Here is a 15,565-nt window from a genome sequence, read left to right as displayed (position 1 = left end):
GGGCCGGGTCAAGTTTGACGCAGACTGTGGATGGGGCCGCGCAGGAGCCGGGGCAGCAGATCGGCGAGGGCGGCGGGCGAGGCCACCGGGTCGAGGGACAGGGGCCGGGCGGCATTCCGGTCCGGATCCCCGTTCGGGTTAAAGGGGGCGCAGTGCCAGCCGTCTGCCATCCGCCAGAACACCACCAGCCCGTGCGTCCACGGACCTTCGTCCAGGCCGGGCGCGCCCACTGTCCAGTAGAGGGCGGTCCCGCGCGCCTCATCCCATCGTTCGTTCGGCGTGTATCCGGCGCCGTGGAGGGCGTCGAGGTCCAGTTCAGCGCCCTGCTGCCCGTCCTGGCCGAGTCCGACCCTGGTCATCCGTTGGGCTGTCACCGGAGACGGATACCGGATCGCGTCGTGTTCGAGCACGTCATCCAGGCACTGGTGCACGGTTCGGGATACGAGCGGGTCTCCTCGCCGAACTGCTCGGACCCCACGATCCGACGTCGTGTCAGATTCTGGGCGGGAATGGGTGTCGCGCAAGAGTTGCACCGGATCGCTTTGGAGGCGTACGACCGCATGATCGGCCTCGACCTCGGGGAGATCTCGGAATCGACATCGGCGGAACCAAGCTGCTCATGGTCGCTCAAAGCACTGGCGATGACGGACCTTTAACCCGCCGCCTTGCCACTGGGGGCGCCACAACCCCCGACGAGATCGAGGCTGCCATCCAGGGCTTCATCGCCGACCACCAGTTGACTCCTTCCTACATGGGCGTCGCGGTCCCCGGGCTCGTGGAGGACGGACGCGTAACCGTCTGCGATGTCCTGCCCAAGCTGAATGGATGGCAGGGCCCCGCCGCCAACGGCCTCCCCTACATCTTGGTCAACGACATCCGCAGTGCCCTGGCGGAGGAGGCGGCAGGGCTCGCGGAGTCTCCGACCGTCGCCGTTCTGCTCTGCGGAACCGCCGTGGGGTCGGCTTACCTGCACCAGGGACGAGTGGTGCGCGGTTGCCGCGGATGGGCCGGCGAAATCGGCTACATGCCTGTGCCGACACCTCAGGGTGTCCTCCGGCTCGACGAACTAGCCGGTGGCGCGGCCATCGTTCGCGCTACGGGCCTTAGCCCCGCCCAGGTCCATGCCGCGCTCGCCGCCGGCGACACCACCGTCCGCGAGATCGTGGACGCGGCCGGTGAGGCGCTCGGGCTGGCAATCGCCACGCTGGTGAACATCCTCAACCCGGACACCCTCCGGGCCGCAGGCGGCACCCTCGGCTACGCAGGCTATTGGGACGCCGCTCTGGCCACCGCCCGTACTCACTCGCTCCCCGAAGTATGGGACTCCTGCGCCGTCGACCGCATCAAGGACCCGGAACTGGTCGTCGCCCGCGGTGCCCTCCGGCTAGCCGCCGCGGCGGCAGACGGCGCGACATGGGTCAGACAGTACGTCTGACAGCACCGTGCGAAGGCGATCGAGCAACGATGGAACAGCAGGCGCGGGGCCCGAGTGATCACAGAACGTACAGAATCCACGATCACGCAGGTCCATGCCTGTCCTACGACCAGGCCGCCTCTTGGGAACACGGCTCCGTCAAATGCCGGTCGCTCTAAGGCTACCGCGCGCCGTGATCGCCGTCGGCCCCCGAGGAATCGCCCTCGGCCTGGTCAAGGCGTATGAGGGCGCCTCCGGGGCATGACGCGTACCTTTGCCGCTTCCGCGTCCCGGCCGGACAGGACGGCGTTCTCCAACGACAGCAGGTTGAGCGCGGTCGCGTAGATCTGGAGGCGCTCCTCCAGGGACCGGCAATGGGCCTGCAGGTCGGCGTGTTTCCTCCGGAGTTCCTCGACGGCATCGGCGGCGCGGGTGTGTGTAGCCCGCTTGGCCTCGTCCTTCGCCACGTGGTTCTGGAAGAGATCCTTGAGGTCGGCGTGCTGGTGGGTCAGGTGCCAGCGCTTAACGTTGGCTTCGACGGCGAGTTGGGAGACGTTGAGCCGGCCGTTGGAGCGCTGCGGGGTGCCGGTGAAGAGGCGGTTCATCGCGGCGATGATCGCTCGCCGGACCGGGTCGGTCTCGTTGTCGATCGGGAAGCGCGTCATGGGGCGGTGGGTCCTTGCCGGTGGGTGTCGATGATCCGCTCCAGCCGGGCGAGTTCGTGGCGCTCGCGGGCGTGGCGAAGGGGAGGGGCGAGGGGGTCGGCGACGATCTCTGCCAGTTCCTCGGCCCGTTGGCTGACGTGCTCGATGTCGCGGTCGGTACGGGCGAGGTTGGGGCACTTGGGGCGGCAGTCGTCCAGGTCCGGCGTGACCATCGGGTCGTCTGCGGACCCGCGGACCTGGCATGCGGCGGTGGCGGGGTTGAAAACACACGTCATGCCTTCGCCGTGGTGGATCTGTAGGAGTGGGTTACCGGCGAGGTCGCGGGCCTGGCGGTCGCTGGTGAGCACCCGTCCGGCGAACTCCCGGTTCGCGGCGGCCACTCGGTAGCGGTAGGCCTCGGCAGCGGGACCGCTGACGTTCTCGCCGGCGTTCAGAGCCTCCTCGTCCTCGGCCAACCCCTCCAGGCGGAAGAGCCAGTCCTCGAAGGCGTACTCGTCTGGGAAGCCGGATTCGTAGGCCCCGGCGTAGCCCTGAAGCATGCGTGTATGCGCGTGCCCGTACTGGATCGAGGCGGCGATGAGTCCTCGCGGTCTGCGGCGGATGAACCAGGCGAGGGTACGGCGGAAGCGGCTGGGGGCCAGCTTTCCGCGGCCGTCGTCGGGGATGGAGTCGGTGCGACCGACGTGAGCGCAGTGGGCGTTGACCCAATCGACGAACGCTGCCAGGTCGTTGGAGATCGTGTGATGGCTGCGGGCCGCTCCCTGGCGCTTCTGGTTCTCCCAGCGCTGCCGGTAGTGCGGCTCGATCGAACGGGGGAACAGCAGCGGATGCGGGTGGAGCCGCTCCAGCATGTCAACCGCGTGGGCGACGACCTCGATGACGACCCAGGGGTCAGGTCGTGGACGGCCTTCGGGGATCTTGTTGCCTTTGTCGTCCTCGGCGCCCTTGAAGTAGAGGCCGGACATCAGCCACAGGCCGGAGGCTTCGTCGTGCGTGATGCAACCGCGCCGCAGGTTGAGCACTTCGCCGACCCTCGCGCCGGAGAGGTAGGAGACGATGACGAAGCAGGCGGTGCTGAGGAGGCGGGCGAGCCTCGGAGCCTCCTCGTATCGGATGCGGTCGTGGCGCCAGGGCTGGGCGTCCAGGCCGCCCGTGATCGGGGAGCGGAGGTACGTGTGTTCACCGATCGGCAGCCCGGACTCGATCACCATGCGTCCGGTCGGCGATGTCCTGAGGGCTCCGGAACAGTCCAGGATGGCGGCCAGATGCCGCCATCTGATCTTCAGCTCGCCGTTCTCGTCACGTGCACCGGGGAGGGCCTCACCGTGTTCTCGCAGATCGTCAAGGTAGGCGGCGATCCTCTGCTTGAGTTCCCCTGGTCGGTGCCGGGGGTCATCGGGCACTGCCTGGGTGCCTGTTGCCCGGCGCTGCTCGGGCATCCTCGCGTGCAGCTCAAGCTGCTCATCGTGGGCGGTCAGGATGTCATCGGCGAAGTCCTCAACGAACCGGATGGCCCAGCGCAGCAGCATCTGCATGGTGGCCTCGCCGATGCGCCGGGTGCGGTTCTCGCGATCACCGCGTGTACGGCCGAGCAGGTCGTGGGTGTCCTCGCCCGCCCAGGGTGGGGCGCCTGGGAGTCTCATGCCGGCGGGCAGGGTGTTCCGGTACGCCCATAGCCTCCGCACCTCAGTGAGGCGCCGGTAGCAGCGGTCGAGGGGGACCGCGTCGTCGATGAGCGCGTCGAGATAGTTATCCAACAGCTCCTGCGTGACTTGGCTGAGAGCTGTGACTCCCTGCTCGGCGAACCACTGGAGCACGAAGCGCAGGTAGTTGACGAAGAGGTGCGAGACGGTGAGCACAGCGATCCGTGCGCCGCCCGCGCTTCGTACGGTCCGGGGCTCAGTATGGTTCAGCAGCTGCCATACGTAGTACTTCGCCGTTGTTCGCAGCCCGGCAGGGATCTGGACGAAGTTCAAGGTCACGGCCCTGGCATGGTCCTCGAAGACCGCCGGGGAGAGGTCCCACTGATCCTCGCGGAACCGGGAGAGCCGAGACGTGTCGGTGCCAGGGCGCAGATCTCGGTTGAGCAGCACCAGTGTGTCCGGATCGGGCCACTGGGTGCCGGCTGGGATCTCTCCCCAGTCAGGCCGTGGGGCGGGAACGGTCATCGGAGATCAAGCTCCCGTCGCAAGAATCGCTCTATCAGGGTGTGGTCGGCGGCGGTGGCAGCACGGCGGGCATCGTGTACGGCTGCCTCATCGTGCTGGTCGAGCAGATCGGCGAGCTGGGCGTGTGGGCCCGCGAACCGCTGAGCCCATGGCAAGGCGTCCATCTGGTCGCGCCGCTCAGCCAGCCGGTCATGGACCAGGACCTGAAGAGGCAGGTGCCGGGGCAGCGCCCTGGCGCACTCACAGTCGAGGCATTGCATGAACGAGGCCCGGCACGGTTCGCCGGGCGGTGCATGTGGGCCGCCCGTATGGTCACTGCAGGCCGCGAGTACGGTGTCCAGCTCCCCGGCGATCATCCGTTGCAGGGTCGCCGGCTCCACGCCTTGTTCCGCTGCGACCACGACAGGCTCGGTGCGGGCCCGCTCCACGTCCTGGGCGGACATCGTGGCCATTGCCCCACGGGCGCGGGCCTTGTTGACCTCCGAGGTCAGCGTGGACGCCACGACCTTCTGATATTCGGCGACGTTGCCCCGGTTGCGGGCCAGGTAGGTCGTCGCTGCGGTCTTCTCCGTGTGCGCGACCGGCTTCTGGTGCAGCTCGATGTACGTCAGTCGCAGCAGGTCGAGCCGCACATGGAGCGGCGCGAGCTCGCCGCGCTGGTCTGTTGTGTCCGCCGTCAGGCCCCACGACTGACCGAGCCGGGAGACAGGCAGGCCGTTGTCCGACAACGGCCGCAGCCCCCGGCCGATGCTGCCGCCGCCAGTTGCGGAGTAGCCGATCAGGAGCCGGTTGCCACCGATCATGGCCCGGGACCGTGCGGTCAGGTCATGCAGCAAGACGTAGAGGCCGAAGGGCGTGTGCAGCTCGTCCCGGGCTGCGACCTCGTCCGGCGTCTCTGGGACGCTGATCCAATCCGGGACCTCGGACAGCGCGAGGTCCATATGGGCACGTCGGCCTCGACGTGGCTTCTGCAAGGCGACGATCGCTGTACCGGCTGCTCCGGTGTAGCCGTCCGCACGGTGGTGGGCGGCAGGCACCTTGTAGATCACGTCCGGGTTCTCCCCGGTCATGACAGCGAGCAGCACCGCGCCGGCCGCCACCTCGGCGGTGGTCAGGTGAAGCCAGGAAACGATCTTCTGGGCGGTGCCGAACTTCTTCACCCAGCGCGGGGTCTCGACCATTCCCGCGGTCTTGCCACCCGTCCTGGTCATGCGGGGTACGTCAGCGAACCGATCCACCCAGTCCAGCAGCTCCAGCCGCTCTGCGAGCAGGCGGTCGTCGCCCGGGTCGAGCTCGCCCTCCCGGGACCGGCGAAGTAGCTCGCGGTTGTCGCGGATCCGCCGGGCCGCAGCTCGAAGGTCGGTACGCGCGGCATCCGCGATGCGCTTCAGTTCCGACCGGCTGTAGCTCTGCTTCGCCTCGCCCTGGGGGCGCCTGGGCAGTGGCCCGGCCAGTCGTCCGGCCAAAGCGTCGCTGATGCCCTCGACTCGCACCAGCGTGCATTTGAGCTCCGACAGCTCGGTGGACGCGGAGCCGATGTGGCTGCGGCTGTCGTAGAACCCTTCGAAGTGCTCGGGTGTCAGGTGTGATGCCTCCCGGGGCGGCCAGCTCAGCGAGGCCAGGTAGCGGTCGAACAGGACCAGGGCCCGGTGCGACTTCTCCATCGACCCCAGCGAGGTCAGCCCCGCCCCCGGCGCGGTCCGCTTCACGAACGCGGCGAGCAAGGCGTCCTTCAGACCCGGCGCCATGGACAGCGGCGAGAAATGGAAATCCCGGTGTTCCTCGCCGTCCTGGCTGTAGCACCGCACGAGCAGACGGCCGTCGTCGCTGTCCAACAGCCCGCGCTTCGTCTTCGGCCCGCCTTGAGGCATTGCTGCCCGCCGGCCTCGCCCGCTCACCGGCCGGCCGCGAGCGGATCGGTACGGACCCGGGGGTGCCCGGTGAAGACCTCCGCCATGAACGCCTCGACAGGGAACCCGTCCGCGTGCGCCAGCAGCATCTCGACATCCAGAGCCCGGAAGGGCTCCAGATAGACGTTCTTCGTCGTCTCCACGCTCCGATGTCCGAGCATCGTCTGCACCAGGTGCCAGGTGTCACCGAACTGCTCGCGGAAGTCCCGCCGCTCGTCCTCCGCGAGGTGTCCGAGCCGCGTGGCATACACCAGCTTGCCGATCGCGTACCACCTCAAAGCATGCGAATGACGGAGCATGTGCGCGGTGCAGGTGAAGTTCTCCAGGCCGAGCGCCGAGATCCGCTCGTTCGCGGTCTCGAAGGTGTGCTCCCAGCCCCGCCCGTCACGCGGCAGACCGTCCTCGTTCAGCCAGAGCGCCAGCGGCTCCAGCCCCAGTTCGGTGCGACGGAACAGCCGTAGCCGGGTGCGCGGACCGATGCCGTTCCAAGATCTCTTCTCGGTGCCGCCGTGGGGACCCTCCAGCGTCACCGACCCCGTGCCTTGCGTGGCCAGCAACACCCGTAGCCCGGCTATCCGCTCATACCGGCCGGTGGCCTGGGCCCGCCGCACCGCCGCCGCCCGGCCGCCCTCGACGTACGACAGCACGCTCTTCATCGCCGAGCGTGGTGCCCAGTACGGATGTCCGTACCCGCCCTTGGCGCAGGCGTCCGCGAGCTCACACGTGTAGTAGCCGCGGCGATGCGCGTACGGTGGCAGCTCGGGAAGCACCACGCTCGCCCACTCCGAGACGCGCAGACCGGTGCCGTAGAGGCCATCGCAGAACGCCACATCCCGCTGATCATTGCGCCCACGCCACCACTGGTCAGGCCTGCCGGACAGGCCCATCCCGCGGATACCCAGGTCACGCCAGCGTGCGTAGCCGCCGGGGTCGAGCCACTTGACGTCCTGGCGGCGGGCAGCCCGGGGAGCGTCGAAGCCGTCGAAGGGGTTCGCAACGCCGTAGCGGGTGCGCATCCACCGGTAGAACTTCTTCAGGGCGGCCAGGTCGCGGGAGAACGAGTTCGTCTGCACCCGGCCCGCGTTCTCAGGATCGGTGACGCGCCAGAACAGGAACTCCTCCGCGTCGTCCTCGCCGGCCTCCCACCAGTCGACATCGCGGGTGAGCAGGAAGTTCAGCCAGACCGTGAGTGAGTACGTGTAGTCCCGGCTCGACCGCTCCGCGAGGTTGCGCCACTTCGCCGAGCCGAGACACACGTTGATGCGGAGGTCCGGTCGGCCGTCTGGCCCCAGAAGGAAGCGTTGGCCTTCCCTGCCGCCCCGGGCCTTTGTCCACGCGGCCAGATCCGGGGCGAAGCCGGAAACGAACTCGGCGAGCTCGCCGACGGACCTGGCCAGGTCGTACCGGTGCACCTGCCACCGCAGGGCGTCACTCGTGGCGTTTGTCACATCAGGTTCAACGACCCCGAGCAACAACAGTCACTGGTTAAAGAACGTAATCGTTTCCGCAGACCTCACAACGTGCCATGCGCCACAGGGTGGGACCGGACGGCGGGCCGGGAAAGCGGGCGCCGGGCGAGTCGCCCGACGCTCACCCGTCTGCCGCAGCCACGTCCCGCAACAGGTGGGTGAAGGCCGCCTCGTCGACGACCGGCGTCCCGAACGACTTCGCCTTCACCGTCTTGGAGGTCGCCGAGTCGGGGTCGTTCGTCACCAGCAGGCTGGTGAGCCGCGACACACTCGTCGCGATGTGCAGGCCCGCCTCGACCGCGCGGTCCTCCAGCAGCTCCCGGTCCACGGAGGTGTCGCCGGAGAAGGCGATCCGCATGCCCTGCTTCAGCGGCTTGCCGTCCTCGAACCGCCCCGGATTCGGGTGCGGGCACGGTGGCCGCTTGCGCGAGGGCCGCCAGCTGCCGCCTTGGTACGAGGCCTGGTACCCGACGCGCGGGGTGACGGGGGAGTCCGACCACTCCGTCAGCGGGCGGCACTCCAGCAGGGGCAGCCGTACGCCGTCCCGCGCGGCCGCGTGCAGCGACGGACGGAAGGCCTCCGCCAGCACCCGGGCGTCGTCGAGCGCGTGGTGGGCGCGCTGCTGGACCACCCCGAAGTGCGCGGCGAGCGACTCCAGCTTGTGGTTGGGCAGCGGGAGGTTCAGTTCCTTCGACAGGGCGATGGTGCACAGCCGCTGACGGACCGGCGCGGTCACAGCGGCCCGCGCGTACTCCCGGGCGATCATCTGCCAGTCGAAGATGGCGTTGTGCGCGACCAGCACCCGGTCCGCGAGCCGTCCGGCGAACTCCTCGGCGATGTCCGCGAAGAGCGGCGCGTCCTGGAGCATGTCGCTGGTCAGCCCGTGGATCCACACCGGGCCCGGGTCCCGCTGCGGGTTGACCAGGCTGTACCAGTGGTCCTCCACATTGCCCCGCGCGTCGAGCCGGTAGACGGCCGCGGAGATTATCCGGTCGTCGCGAGCGAGCCCGGTGGTCTCCACGTCGACGACCGCGTACCCCTGTGGGTACGCGGTCGGCCAGATCGTCTCTGCGGTCGTACGGTCGTCGAGCATGGTCACAGAGGATATCGGCCCTGACTGACAGCCGTCGCCCGGACGCCTCCTCGGCCCGGACGCCTTCTCGTACCGGCGCCTCCTTGTACCGGACGCCTCCCCGGTCCGGCTCCGCCACCAGCTCCCCGGCAAGGCACTCATCCGTCCGCCGCCAACAGCGCCCGCACCAGGGCCCGTACGGACAGCAGGAACAGCCGTTCCGGATCGGCCGGCCGGGCCAGGGCGCGGGAGAGCGCCGGATCGTCGGGGGCGGCGGCCGGGTCCCAGAGTTCGCCCTCGGCGGGGGACTGGGCGGGGGAGCGCTCGCGATTGCGCTCGACGAGCAGGAAGCCGACGATCTGGAACTGGATCGCCCGCACCGCGTCGGCGGCCCGCGCCCCGCGCAGCCCGGCCGCGTGCACCTCGTGGACCAGGGCCTGCTGGGCGGGCAGGAACATCCGCTCGGTGAGCCCGCGCTCGTGGACCATCGCGATCAGGTGCGGGCGCTCGCGCAGTTCGCGGCGCAGGATCCGGGCCACGGAGAGGATCCGCTCGGCCGGGGTCCGGCCGGCCGGCCGGATCGCGCCCATGTCCTGCACGGTTTGCTCCACGAGCGCGTCGAGCAGCGATTCCCGGTTGCCGACGTGCCAGTAGATGGAGGTGACGGCCGTGCCCAGCTCGGCGGCGAGCTTGCGCATGGTGAGAGCCGCCGGACCGTGCTGCTTGACCAGGGAAGCGGCCGCCCCCAGCACCTCCTCGCGGGTCAGCGCACTTCTGGTCATCCCGTCCACCCATCATCTGTCGGTTCGTCAGTTCTCGTGCGTGCAGGGGTCTTTACCCTTCATCGGTGGCGGTGTAACTGTGTTACAGAGCCCCCGGGACGACCCCAACGAAGGGTGGTACACCCATGGCACGCGTACGGTACGGAGCGCGCACCGAGGCGGAGATCGCGGCGTCGCGCGAGAAGAGTTCCAAACTCCCCGACATCTGGTCCACCGGTGTGGTCGCGGTCTGGGAGAGCGACCCGGACGTGGTCGCGGCGGTCCTGCCGCCACCGCTCAAGCCGGCCGAGCGGCCCCTGGTGAGGGCCAACATCAGCAAGGTCGACCTGCCCGGGTACCCGCTCGGCGCCGGCTCGGTGGCCGTCGCCGCCCAGCACGGCGGGGTCGAGGGCTGGTACCCGCTCGTCATGCCGATGACCCACGAGCGCGCCCTGGTCGGCGGCCGCGAGGTCTTCGGCGAACCGAAGAAACTGGGCGAGGTCACCGTGGAGCGCGACGGGCTCGTCGTACGGGCCGCCCTCGCCCGGCACGGGATCGCCTTCGTGGAGGTGCGCGGGGCGGTGGACCGCGCGCTGCAGCTGCCCGAGCCCACCCAGAAGACCGATTTCTACTTCAAGTTCCTTCCCGCGGTGGACGGTTCGGGCTTCGACGCCGACCCGGTGCTCGTGCACTGCACGCGCAACGAGAAGGTCCGCAAGCTGGAGCACATCACGGGCGACGTGGTGCTCCGCGAGTCGATGTTCGATCCGGTCGCCGACCTGCCCGTACGCCGGATCGTGGAGATCACCATCGGCGAGAAGACCACCGACCAGAGGGGCAAGGTCGTCGAGCGGGTCAGCGCCCAGGCCCTGCTCCCGTACATCCACCAGCGCTACGACGACCCGATGCAGATCCTGGACGGCCCGCCGGAAGGGAGCGTGTGACATGCGGCTCGAACCGGGACAGGTGGCCGTCGTCACCGGCGCCGCCAGTGGCATCGGCCTCGCGATGGCCCGCCGCTTCGCCGCCGAGGGACTGAAGGTCGTCCTCGCCGACGTGGAGGAGGGCGCCCTGCGCAAGGCCGCCGACGAACTCGCCGCGGACGGCGCGCGGGTGCTCGCGAGGACCGTGGACGTCAGCGACCGCGACTCCGTGATCTCCCTCGCGGACGCCGCGTACGAGACCTTCGGCGCCGTGCACGTGCTCTGCAACAACGCGGGCGTCGGCTCCGGCGCCGAGGGCCGGATGTGGGAGCACGAGCCCAACGACTGGAAATGGGCCTTCTCCGTCAACGTCTGGGGCGTCTTCCACGGCATCCAGGCCTTCGTCCCCCGCATGATCGAGGGCGGCGGCCCCGGCCACGTCGTCAACACCTCCTCCGGTGACGGCGGCATCGCCCCACTGCCCACCGCCTCCGTATACGCCGTCACCAAGGCGGCCGTGGTCACCATGACGGAGTCGCTGTACGCCCACCTCAAAGCGGAGGGCGCGGCCGTCGGCGCCTCCGTCCTCTTCCCCGGACCGCACATGCTGCGCACCGGGCTGTGGGAGTCGCACCGCAACCGGCCCGAGCGCTACGCGAAGGAACGGCCGCGCAAGACCCCCTACCGCAGCCTCGACCAGTACGAGGCAGCCATGCGCAAGGCCGGCCACGAGGTGGAGTTCACCCCGGTCGAGGAAGTCGCCGGGCACGTCGTCGACGGCATCCGCGCCGACCGCTTCTGGATGCTCCCGGCCAGCGAGCACAGCGACCGGCAGATCCGCGCCCGGTCGCAGTCGATGCTCGACCGCGCCAACCCCGCCTACCTGGAAAGCTTCATCCTCGACTGAGGGGACCGGCATGAGTAGTGCTGAGAGTGCGTACGAAGACCCGTACCTGATCATCTCCTCCGACTGCCACGCGGGCCTGCCGACCGAGCGGTACCGCCCGTACCTGGATTCCCGGTTCCACCCCCAGTTCGACGAGTTCCTGGGCCAGCGCGACGCCCGCCGCGAGGAGGCGACCCGGCTCGGCGTCCGCAACGAGGCCTTCGCCGAGAAGTGGTTCCACGACCACGAGGAAGGCCTCAAGGGCGGCTGGGACACCACCCAGCGCCTGAAGGAACTCGACGGCGACGGTGTGGCCGCCGAAGTCGTCTTCCCGGACGCGGACGCCGTCGACAGCCAGACCGCGGCCCCCTTCGGGGTGGGCCTCGGGCTCTCCGGCGACCAGGACCCCGAGCTCGGCATGGCGGGCGCGCAGGCGCACAACCGCTGGCTCGCGGAGTTCGTGTCGCAGAATCCGGAACGCCACTGCGGGGTCGCGCTGCTGCCCATCACGGGCGAGCCGAGAGAGGTCGTCGCGGAGATCCACCGGGCCAAGGAGTCCGGGCTGGGCGCCCTGATGATCCCCTCGATGTGGGTGGACAAGGCGCCCTACCACGACCGCCGCTACGACCCGGTCTGGGCGGCGGCGGCCGAGACGGCCATGCCGATCGTCACCCACTCGGGTGCGGCCCCGCGCCACGAGTACGGCGACCACCTCGGCATCTACGTCTCCGAGGTCACCTGGTGGCCGTCGCGCCCGCTGTGGTTCCTGCTCTGGTCCGGGGTGTTCGAGCGGCACCCGGGCCTGAAGTTCGGCGTCGCCGAGTCGGGATGCTGGTGGCTGCCGAACCAGCTGTGGTTCATGGACCGGCTCTACCTCGGCGCGCACGGCGGCAAGAAGCTCTCGCCGTTCGCGGAGCTGAAGCGCCCGCCGAGCGAGTACCTGGACCGCCAGGTGTTCATCTGCGCGACCAACACCAAGCGGCGCGAACTGGCCCAGCGCTACGAGATCGGCGTGGACAACATCCTGTGGGGCTCGGACTTCCCGCATCCCGAGGGGACCTGGCCCCACACCCGGAACTGGCTGAAGAACACCTTCCACGACATCCCGGTGGGGGAGACCCGCCGGATGCTGGGCCTGGCCGCGGCGGAGGTCTTCGGCTTCGACACCGCGAAGCTGGCGCCGGTCGCCGCCCGGATCGGCCCCACCCCGGCGGAGCTGGGCCAGAGCCCCGACCAGGCGGCGGTGGAGGCCTCCTGGGCCCGCTCCCGTGAGGTGGGCCGCCACTGGCTGACGGACAATGACTTCCCGGTCCTGGGGGTCTCGTCATGACGGAGGAGCGCTACACGGTCATCTCGGCGGACTGCCACGCGGGCGCCGACCTGCTGGACTACAAGCCGTACCTGGAGAAGCGGTACCACGACGACTTCGACGCCTGGGCCGCAACCTACGTGAACCCGTACGAGGACCTGCTCGCGGACACGGCGGACCGCAACTGGAATTCGGCGCGCCGGCTGGCGGAACTGGAAGCGGACGGCATCGTCGCCGAAGTCGTCTTCCCCAACACCATCCCGCCGTTCTTCCCCAAGGCCTCCCTGATGGCCCAGCCCCCGACGGCCGCGGAATACGCGATGCGCTGGGCCGGGCTCCAGGCCCACAACCGCTGGCTGGCGGACTTCTGCGCGGACGCGCCGGGCCGCCGGGCGGGCGTGGTCCAGATCCTGCTGAACGACGTGGACGCGGCGGTGAAGGAGATCCGCCGCACGAAGGAGGCGGGCCTCACGGGCGGCATCCTGCTGCCCGGCGTCCCGCCCGGCTCCACGGTCCCGGAGCTCTACTCGGCCGCGTACGACCCGATCTGGGCGGTGTGCGACGAGCTGGAGGTGACGGTCAACCACCACGGCGGCTCGGCGTCCCCGCCCCTCGGCGACGAACCGGCCGCCCGGGCGGTCTTCATGGTGGAGACGACCTGGTTCTCGCACCGCGCCCTGTGGCACCTCATCTTCGGCGGGGCCTTCCGCCGGCACCCCGGCCTCAAGCTGGTCCTGACCGAACAGGGCTCCGGCTGGATCCCGGGGGTCGTGGAGATGCTGGACTACTACCACGGCCGCCTGGTCGCGGCCTCGGCGACCGCCGAGGCCAAATTCGGGGCGGGCCTGGCGGAGTCCATGGGCAAGGGCCCGAGCGAGGTCTGGCGGGACAACTGCTTCGTGGGCGCGAGCTTCATGCGCCCCCACGAGGTCCCGCTGCGGGAGCGCATCGGCCTCGACAAGATCATGTGGGGCAGCGACTACCCCCACGACGAGGGCACGACCCCCTTCTCCCGCGAAGGCCTCCGCATCGCCTACGCGGGCCTCCCGCGCGAGGAGGTCGCGGCCATGGCCGGCGGCAACGCGGCCCGCGTGTACGGCTTCGACCTCGCCCTCCTGGACGCGGTTGCCGCCAAGCACGGCCCCCTGGTCTCGGAGATCGCCGAGCCCCTGACACGGATCCCGCCGGAGGCCACCAGCCCGGCCTTCGCCCCCGGCGGCTCGGTCCGCGTCTGGTGACACGGGCCCACCGGAGCGGGCCGCGTACCGCGCGTTGCGCGGGCCGCCCCGGGGCCGCTGCGCCGGGCTTCGGCGAACCGCCGGTAACCCTGATGGGTACCGATCGGTAACAACCCCTAGCGGCACCCCGGAAACCGCCTCTATGGTGCGGGCATGCCGAACCTGCCCGATGTCGTGCTGTGGTCCATACCCGCCTTCGTACTGCTCACCGTCGTGGAGCTGGTGAGCTACCGGATCCATCCCGACGAGGACGCCGCCGGGTACGAGACCAAGGACGCCGTCACCAGCGTCGGCATGGGACTCGGCAGCCTCGTCTTCGACCTGCTCTGGAAGATCCCGGTCGTCGCGATCTACACCGCCGTCTACGAGCTCACCCCGCTGCGCGTGCCCGTCCTGTGGTGGACCCTCCTGCTCATGCTGCTCGCGCAGGACTTCCTCTACTACTGGCAGCACCGTGGACACCACGTCATACGGATCCTCTGGGCCTGCCACGTGGTGCACCACAGCAGCCGCAAGTTCAACCTCACCACCGCCCTGCGCCAGCCGTGGACCAGCGCCACCTCCTGGCCGTTCTACCTGCCGATGATCGCCCTCGGCGTGCACCCCGCCGCCGTCGCCTTCTGCTACTCGGTCAACCTCGTCTACCAGTTCTGGATCCACACCGAGCGGATCGGCAAGCTGCCGCGGCCCGTCGAGTACGTCTTCAACACCCCCTCCCACCACCGCGTGCACCACGCCTCCCAAGGCGGCTACCTGGACCGCAACTTCGCCGGGATCCTGATCATCTGGGACCGGATGTTCGGGTCCTGGGTGGGGGAGACCGACAAGCCCGTCTTCGGCCTGACCAAGAACATCAACACCTACAACCCGCTGCGCGTCGCCACCCACGAGTACGCCGCCATCGCCCGCGACGTACGGGCCGCCACGAGCTGGCGCGAGCGCGCCGGACGCGTCTTCGGCGGCCCCGGCTGGCAGCCCGCCCCGGCCCCGGCCCAGGCGGCTCAGCCCGCCGCCGCCGCGGAACACGCCGCGTGAGCGCCACCGAGCCCCGTACGCCGTCCTCGGCGGCCCGCACCGCGCCCTCCGGCGGCGGCCTCGCGAGCCGCGTGCTGCTCGGCGCCTTCGCCGCGGCCACCGCCGTCGACCTCGGCTCGCTGCTCGCCGGCTGGCACCTCGGCCACGTCCTCGCCAAGCCGCTGCTGATGCCGCTGCTGGTGGCGTACGTGATCACCCGCGGCGCTCCCCGCCTGCTGATCGCCGCCCTGCTGTTCGGCTGGGGCGGCGACCTGGCCCTGCTCTTCGACGCCGATCCCGCCTTCCTCGTGGGCATGGGCTCCTTCGCGGCCGGGCACGTCTGCTACCTCGTACTCTTCGGCCGGCGCGGGACCAGCCTGCTGCTCGGGGGCGCGTACGCCGTCGCGCTCATCGGGACCGTCTCGCTCCTCTGGGGGGACCTCCCGGCAGACCTGCGCATCCCCGTCGCCGGCTACAGCCTGCTGCTCACCGCCATGGCCTTCCGCTCCAGCGCCCTCGGGTGGCGGGCCGGCCTCGGCGGGGCGCTGTTCCTGCTCTCCGACACGCTCATCGCCACCGGCGTCGCCCACTGGCCGCAGCTGCCCTGCCCGGATTTCTGGATCATGGCCACCTATCTGGCCGCCCAGTACCTCCTGGCCACCGGGGCCCTGGCCGCGTTGGCACCCCTCCGGGGAAGCAGGCGTACCGTAGGGGCGGTCATACAAGACTGAACCAT

At 69.9% G+C, this 15,565-nt stretch carries 14 protein-coding genes and 1 pseudogene; 8 read left to right on the top strand and 7 right to left on the bottom strand.

Annotated features, from left to right (window positions below; genetic code table 11):
• Positions 1-8 precede the first annotated feature (8 nt).
• Positions 9-359 carry a hypothetical protein gene (locus J7I97_RS33680; protein WP_214942973.1) on the bottom strand — a complete coding sequence of 117 codons (351 nt, stop codon included), beginning with the start codon at positions 357-359 and terminating at the stop codon, positions 9-11.
• On the opposite strand from J7I97_RS33680, the pseudogene J7I97_RS33675 reads away from it, so the two are divergent.
• Together J7I97_RS33675 and J7I97_RS33670 are read left to right on the top strand one after the other, a co-directional pair.
• Positions 294-590: pseudogene (locus J7I97_RS33675) on the top strand (IS5/IS1182 family transposase); the annotation flags it as partial. The gene J7I97_RS33680 and the pseudogene J7I97_RS33675 overlap by 66 nt on opposite strands.
• Positions 591-619: 29 nt before the next feature.
• A complete protein-coding gene (locus tag J7I97_RS33670) occupies positions 620-1,435 on the top strand; it encodes an ROK family protein (RefSeq protein WP_214942967.1) in 816 nt (271 codons plus the stop codon).
• Between the two features lie 212 nt (positions 1,436-1,647).
• On the opposite strand, the gene J7I97_RS33665 is transcribed toward J7I97_RS33670, so the two are convergent.
• From J7I97_RS33665 to J7I97_RS33640, 6 genes are all read right to left on the bottom strand, one after another.
• The gene (locus J7I97_RS33665; protein ID WP_214942964.1) at positions 1,648-2,079 is read right to left on the bottom strand and encodes a hypothetical protein; all 432 of its coding nucleotides are present in this window, start codon (positions 2,077-2,079) and stop codon (positions 1,648-1,650) included.
• Positions 2,076-4,247, bottom strand: a complete 2,172-nt coding sequence (locus tag J7I97_RS39275) for a hypothetical protein (RefSeq protein WP_251059419.1) — start codon at positions 4,245-4,247, stop codon at positions 2,076-2,078. Before J7I97_RS39275 ends, J7I97_RS33665 begins: the two co-directional genes overlap by 4 nt.
• Positions 4,244-6,082: a hypothetical protein gene (locus J7I97_RS33655; protein ID WP_214942961.1), complete on the bottom strand. Its 1,839-nt coding sequence runs from the start codon at positions 6,080-6,082 to the stop codon at positions 4,244-4,246. Before J7I97_RS33655 ends, J7I97_RS39275 begins: the two co-directional genes overlap by 4 nt.
• A gap of 59 nt (positions 6,083-6,141) precedes the next feature.
• Positions 6,142-7,605, bottom strand: coding sequence for a site-specific integrase (locus J7I97_RS33650; RefSeq protein ID WP_214942958.1), 1,464 nt, complete (start codon positions 7,603-7,605; stop codon positions 6,142-6,144).
• 142 nt (positions 7,606-7,747) lie between these two features.
• The gene (locus J7I97_RS33645; RefSeq protein ID WP_214942955.1) at positions 7,748-8,725 is read right to left on the bottom strand and encodes a DEDDh family exonuclease; all 978 of its coding nucleotides are present in this window, start codon (positions 8,723-8,725) and stop codon (positions 7,748-7,750) included.
• 131 nt (positions 8,726-8,856) lie between these two features.
• The gene (locus J7I97_RS33640) at positions 8,857-9,480 is read right to left on the bottom strand and encodes a TetR/AcrR family transcriptional regulator (protein WP_214942951.1); all 624 of its coding nucleotides are present in this window, start codon (positions 9,478-9,480) and stop codon (positions 8,857-8,859) included.
• Positions 9,481-9,605: 125 nt separating this feature from the next.
• Between J7I97_RS33640 and J7I97_RS33635 the strand changes: the two genes are divergently transcribed.
• From J7I97_RS33635 to J7I97_RS33610, 6 genes are all read left to right on the top strand, one after another.
• Positions 9,606-10,403 (top strand): acetoacetate decarboxylase family protein, encoded by a 798-nt coding sequence (locus tag J7I97_RS33635; RefSeq protein WP_214942948.1) that lies wholly within the window; start codon positions 9,606-9,608, stop codon positions 10,401-10,403.
• 1 nt (position 10,404) lies between these two features.
• Positions 10,405-11,289 carry an SDR family NAD(P)-dependent oxidoreductase gene (locus J7I97_RS33630; protein WP_214942945.1) on the top strand — a complete coding sequence of 295 codons (885 nt, stop codon included), beginning with the start codon at positions 10,405-10,407 and terminating at the stop codon, positions 11,287-11,289.
• 10 nt (positions 11,290-11,299) lie between these two features.
• Positions 11,300-12,598 carry an amidohydrolase family protein gene (locus tag J7I97_RS33625; protein ID WP_214942943.1) on the top strand — a complete coding sequence of 433 codons (1,299 nt, stop codon included), beginning with the start codon at positions 11,300-11,302 and terminating at the stop codon, positions 12,596-12,598.
• Complete coding sequence (locus J7I97_RS33620; RefSeq protein ID WP_214942940.1) at positions 12,595-13,815, top strand: amidohydrolase family protein; 1,221 nt, start codon at positions 12,595-12,597, stop codon at positions 13,813-13,815. The genes J7I97_RS33625 and J7I97_RS33620 overlap by 4 nt, the downstream gene beginning before the upstream one ends.
• A gap of 153 nt (positions 13,816-13,968) precedes the next feature.
• Positions 13,969-14,850, top strand: coding sequence for a sterol desaturase family protein (locus tag J7I97_RS33615; protein ID WP_214942937.1), 882 nt, complete (start codon positions 13,969-13,971; stop codon positions 14,848-14,850).
• Positions 14,847-15,560 carry a lysoplasmalogenase gene (locus J7I97_RS33610; RefSeq protein ID WP_214942934.1) on the top strand — a complete coding sequence of 238 codons (714 nt, stop codon included), beginning with the start codon at positions 14,847-14,849 and terminating at the stop codon, positions 15,558-15,560. The genes J7I97_RS33615 and J7I97_RS33610 overlap by 4 nt, the downstream gene beginning before the upstream one ends.
• Positions 15,561-15,565 lie beyond the last annotated feature (5 nt).

Origin of the sequence: Streptomyces sp. ISL-87 (assembly GCF_018614095.1) — a bacterium.
Taxonomy (GTDB): domain Bacteria; phylum Actinomycetota; class Actinomycetes; order Streptomycetales; family Streptomycetaceae; genus Streptomyces.
This window is presented reverse-complemented; position numbering and strand designations above follow the sequence as displayed.

Bases quoted from the DNA above. Each gene is read 5' to 3' on its own strand.
- J7I97_RS33680 (WP_214942973.1), bottom strand. From the start codon at position 359: ATGACCAGGGTCGGACTCGGCCAGGACGGGCAGCAGGGCGCTGAACTG.
- J7I97_RS33670 (WP_214942967.1), top strand. From the start codon at position 620: ATGGTCGCTCAAAGCACTGGCGATGACGGACCTTTAACCCGCCGCCTT.
- J7I97_RS33665 (WP_214942964.1), bottom strand. From the start codon at position 2,079: ATGACGCGCTTCCCGATCGACAACGAGACCGACCCGGTCCGGCGAGCG.
- J7I97_RS39275 (WP_251059419.1), bottom strand. From the start codon at position 4,247: ATGACCGTTCCCGCCCCACGGCCTGACTGGGGAGAGATCCCAGCCGGC.
- J7I97_RS33640 (WP_214942951.1), bottom strand. From the start codon at position 9,480: ATGACCAGAAGTGCGCTGACCCGCGAGGAGGTGCTGGGGGCGGCCGCT.
- J7I97_RS33635 (WP_214942948.1), top strand. From the start codon at position 9,606: ATGGCACGCGTACGGTACGGAGCGCGCACCGAGGCGGAGATCGCGGCG.
- J7I97_RS33630 (WP_214942945.1), top strand. From the start codon at position 10,405: ATGCGGCTCGAACCGGGACAGGTGGCCGTCGTCACCGGCGCCGCCAGT.
- J7I97_RS33625 (WP_214942943.1), top strand. From the start codon at position 11,300: ATGAGTAGTGCTGAGAGTGCGTACGAAGACCCGTACCTGATCATCTCC.
- J7I97_RS33620 (WP_214942940.1), top strand. From the start codon at position 12,595: ATGACGGAGGAGCGCTACACGGTCATCTCGGCGGACTGCCACGCGGGC.
- J7I97_RS33615 (WP_214942937.1), top strand. From the start codon at position 13,969: ATGCCGAACCTGCCCGATGTCGTGCTGTGGTCCATACCCGCCTTCGTA.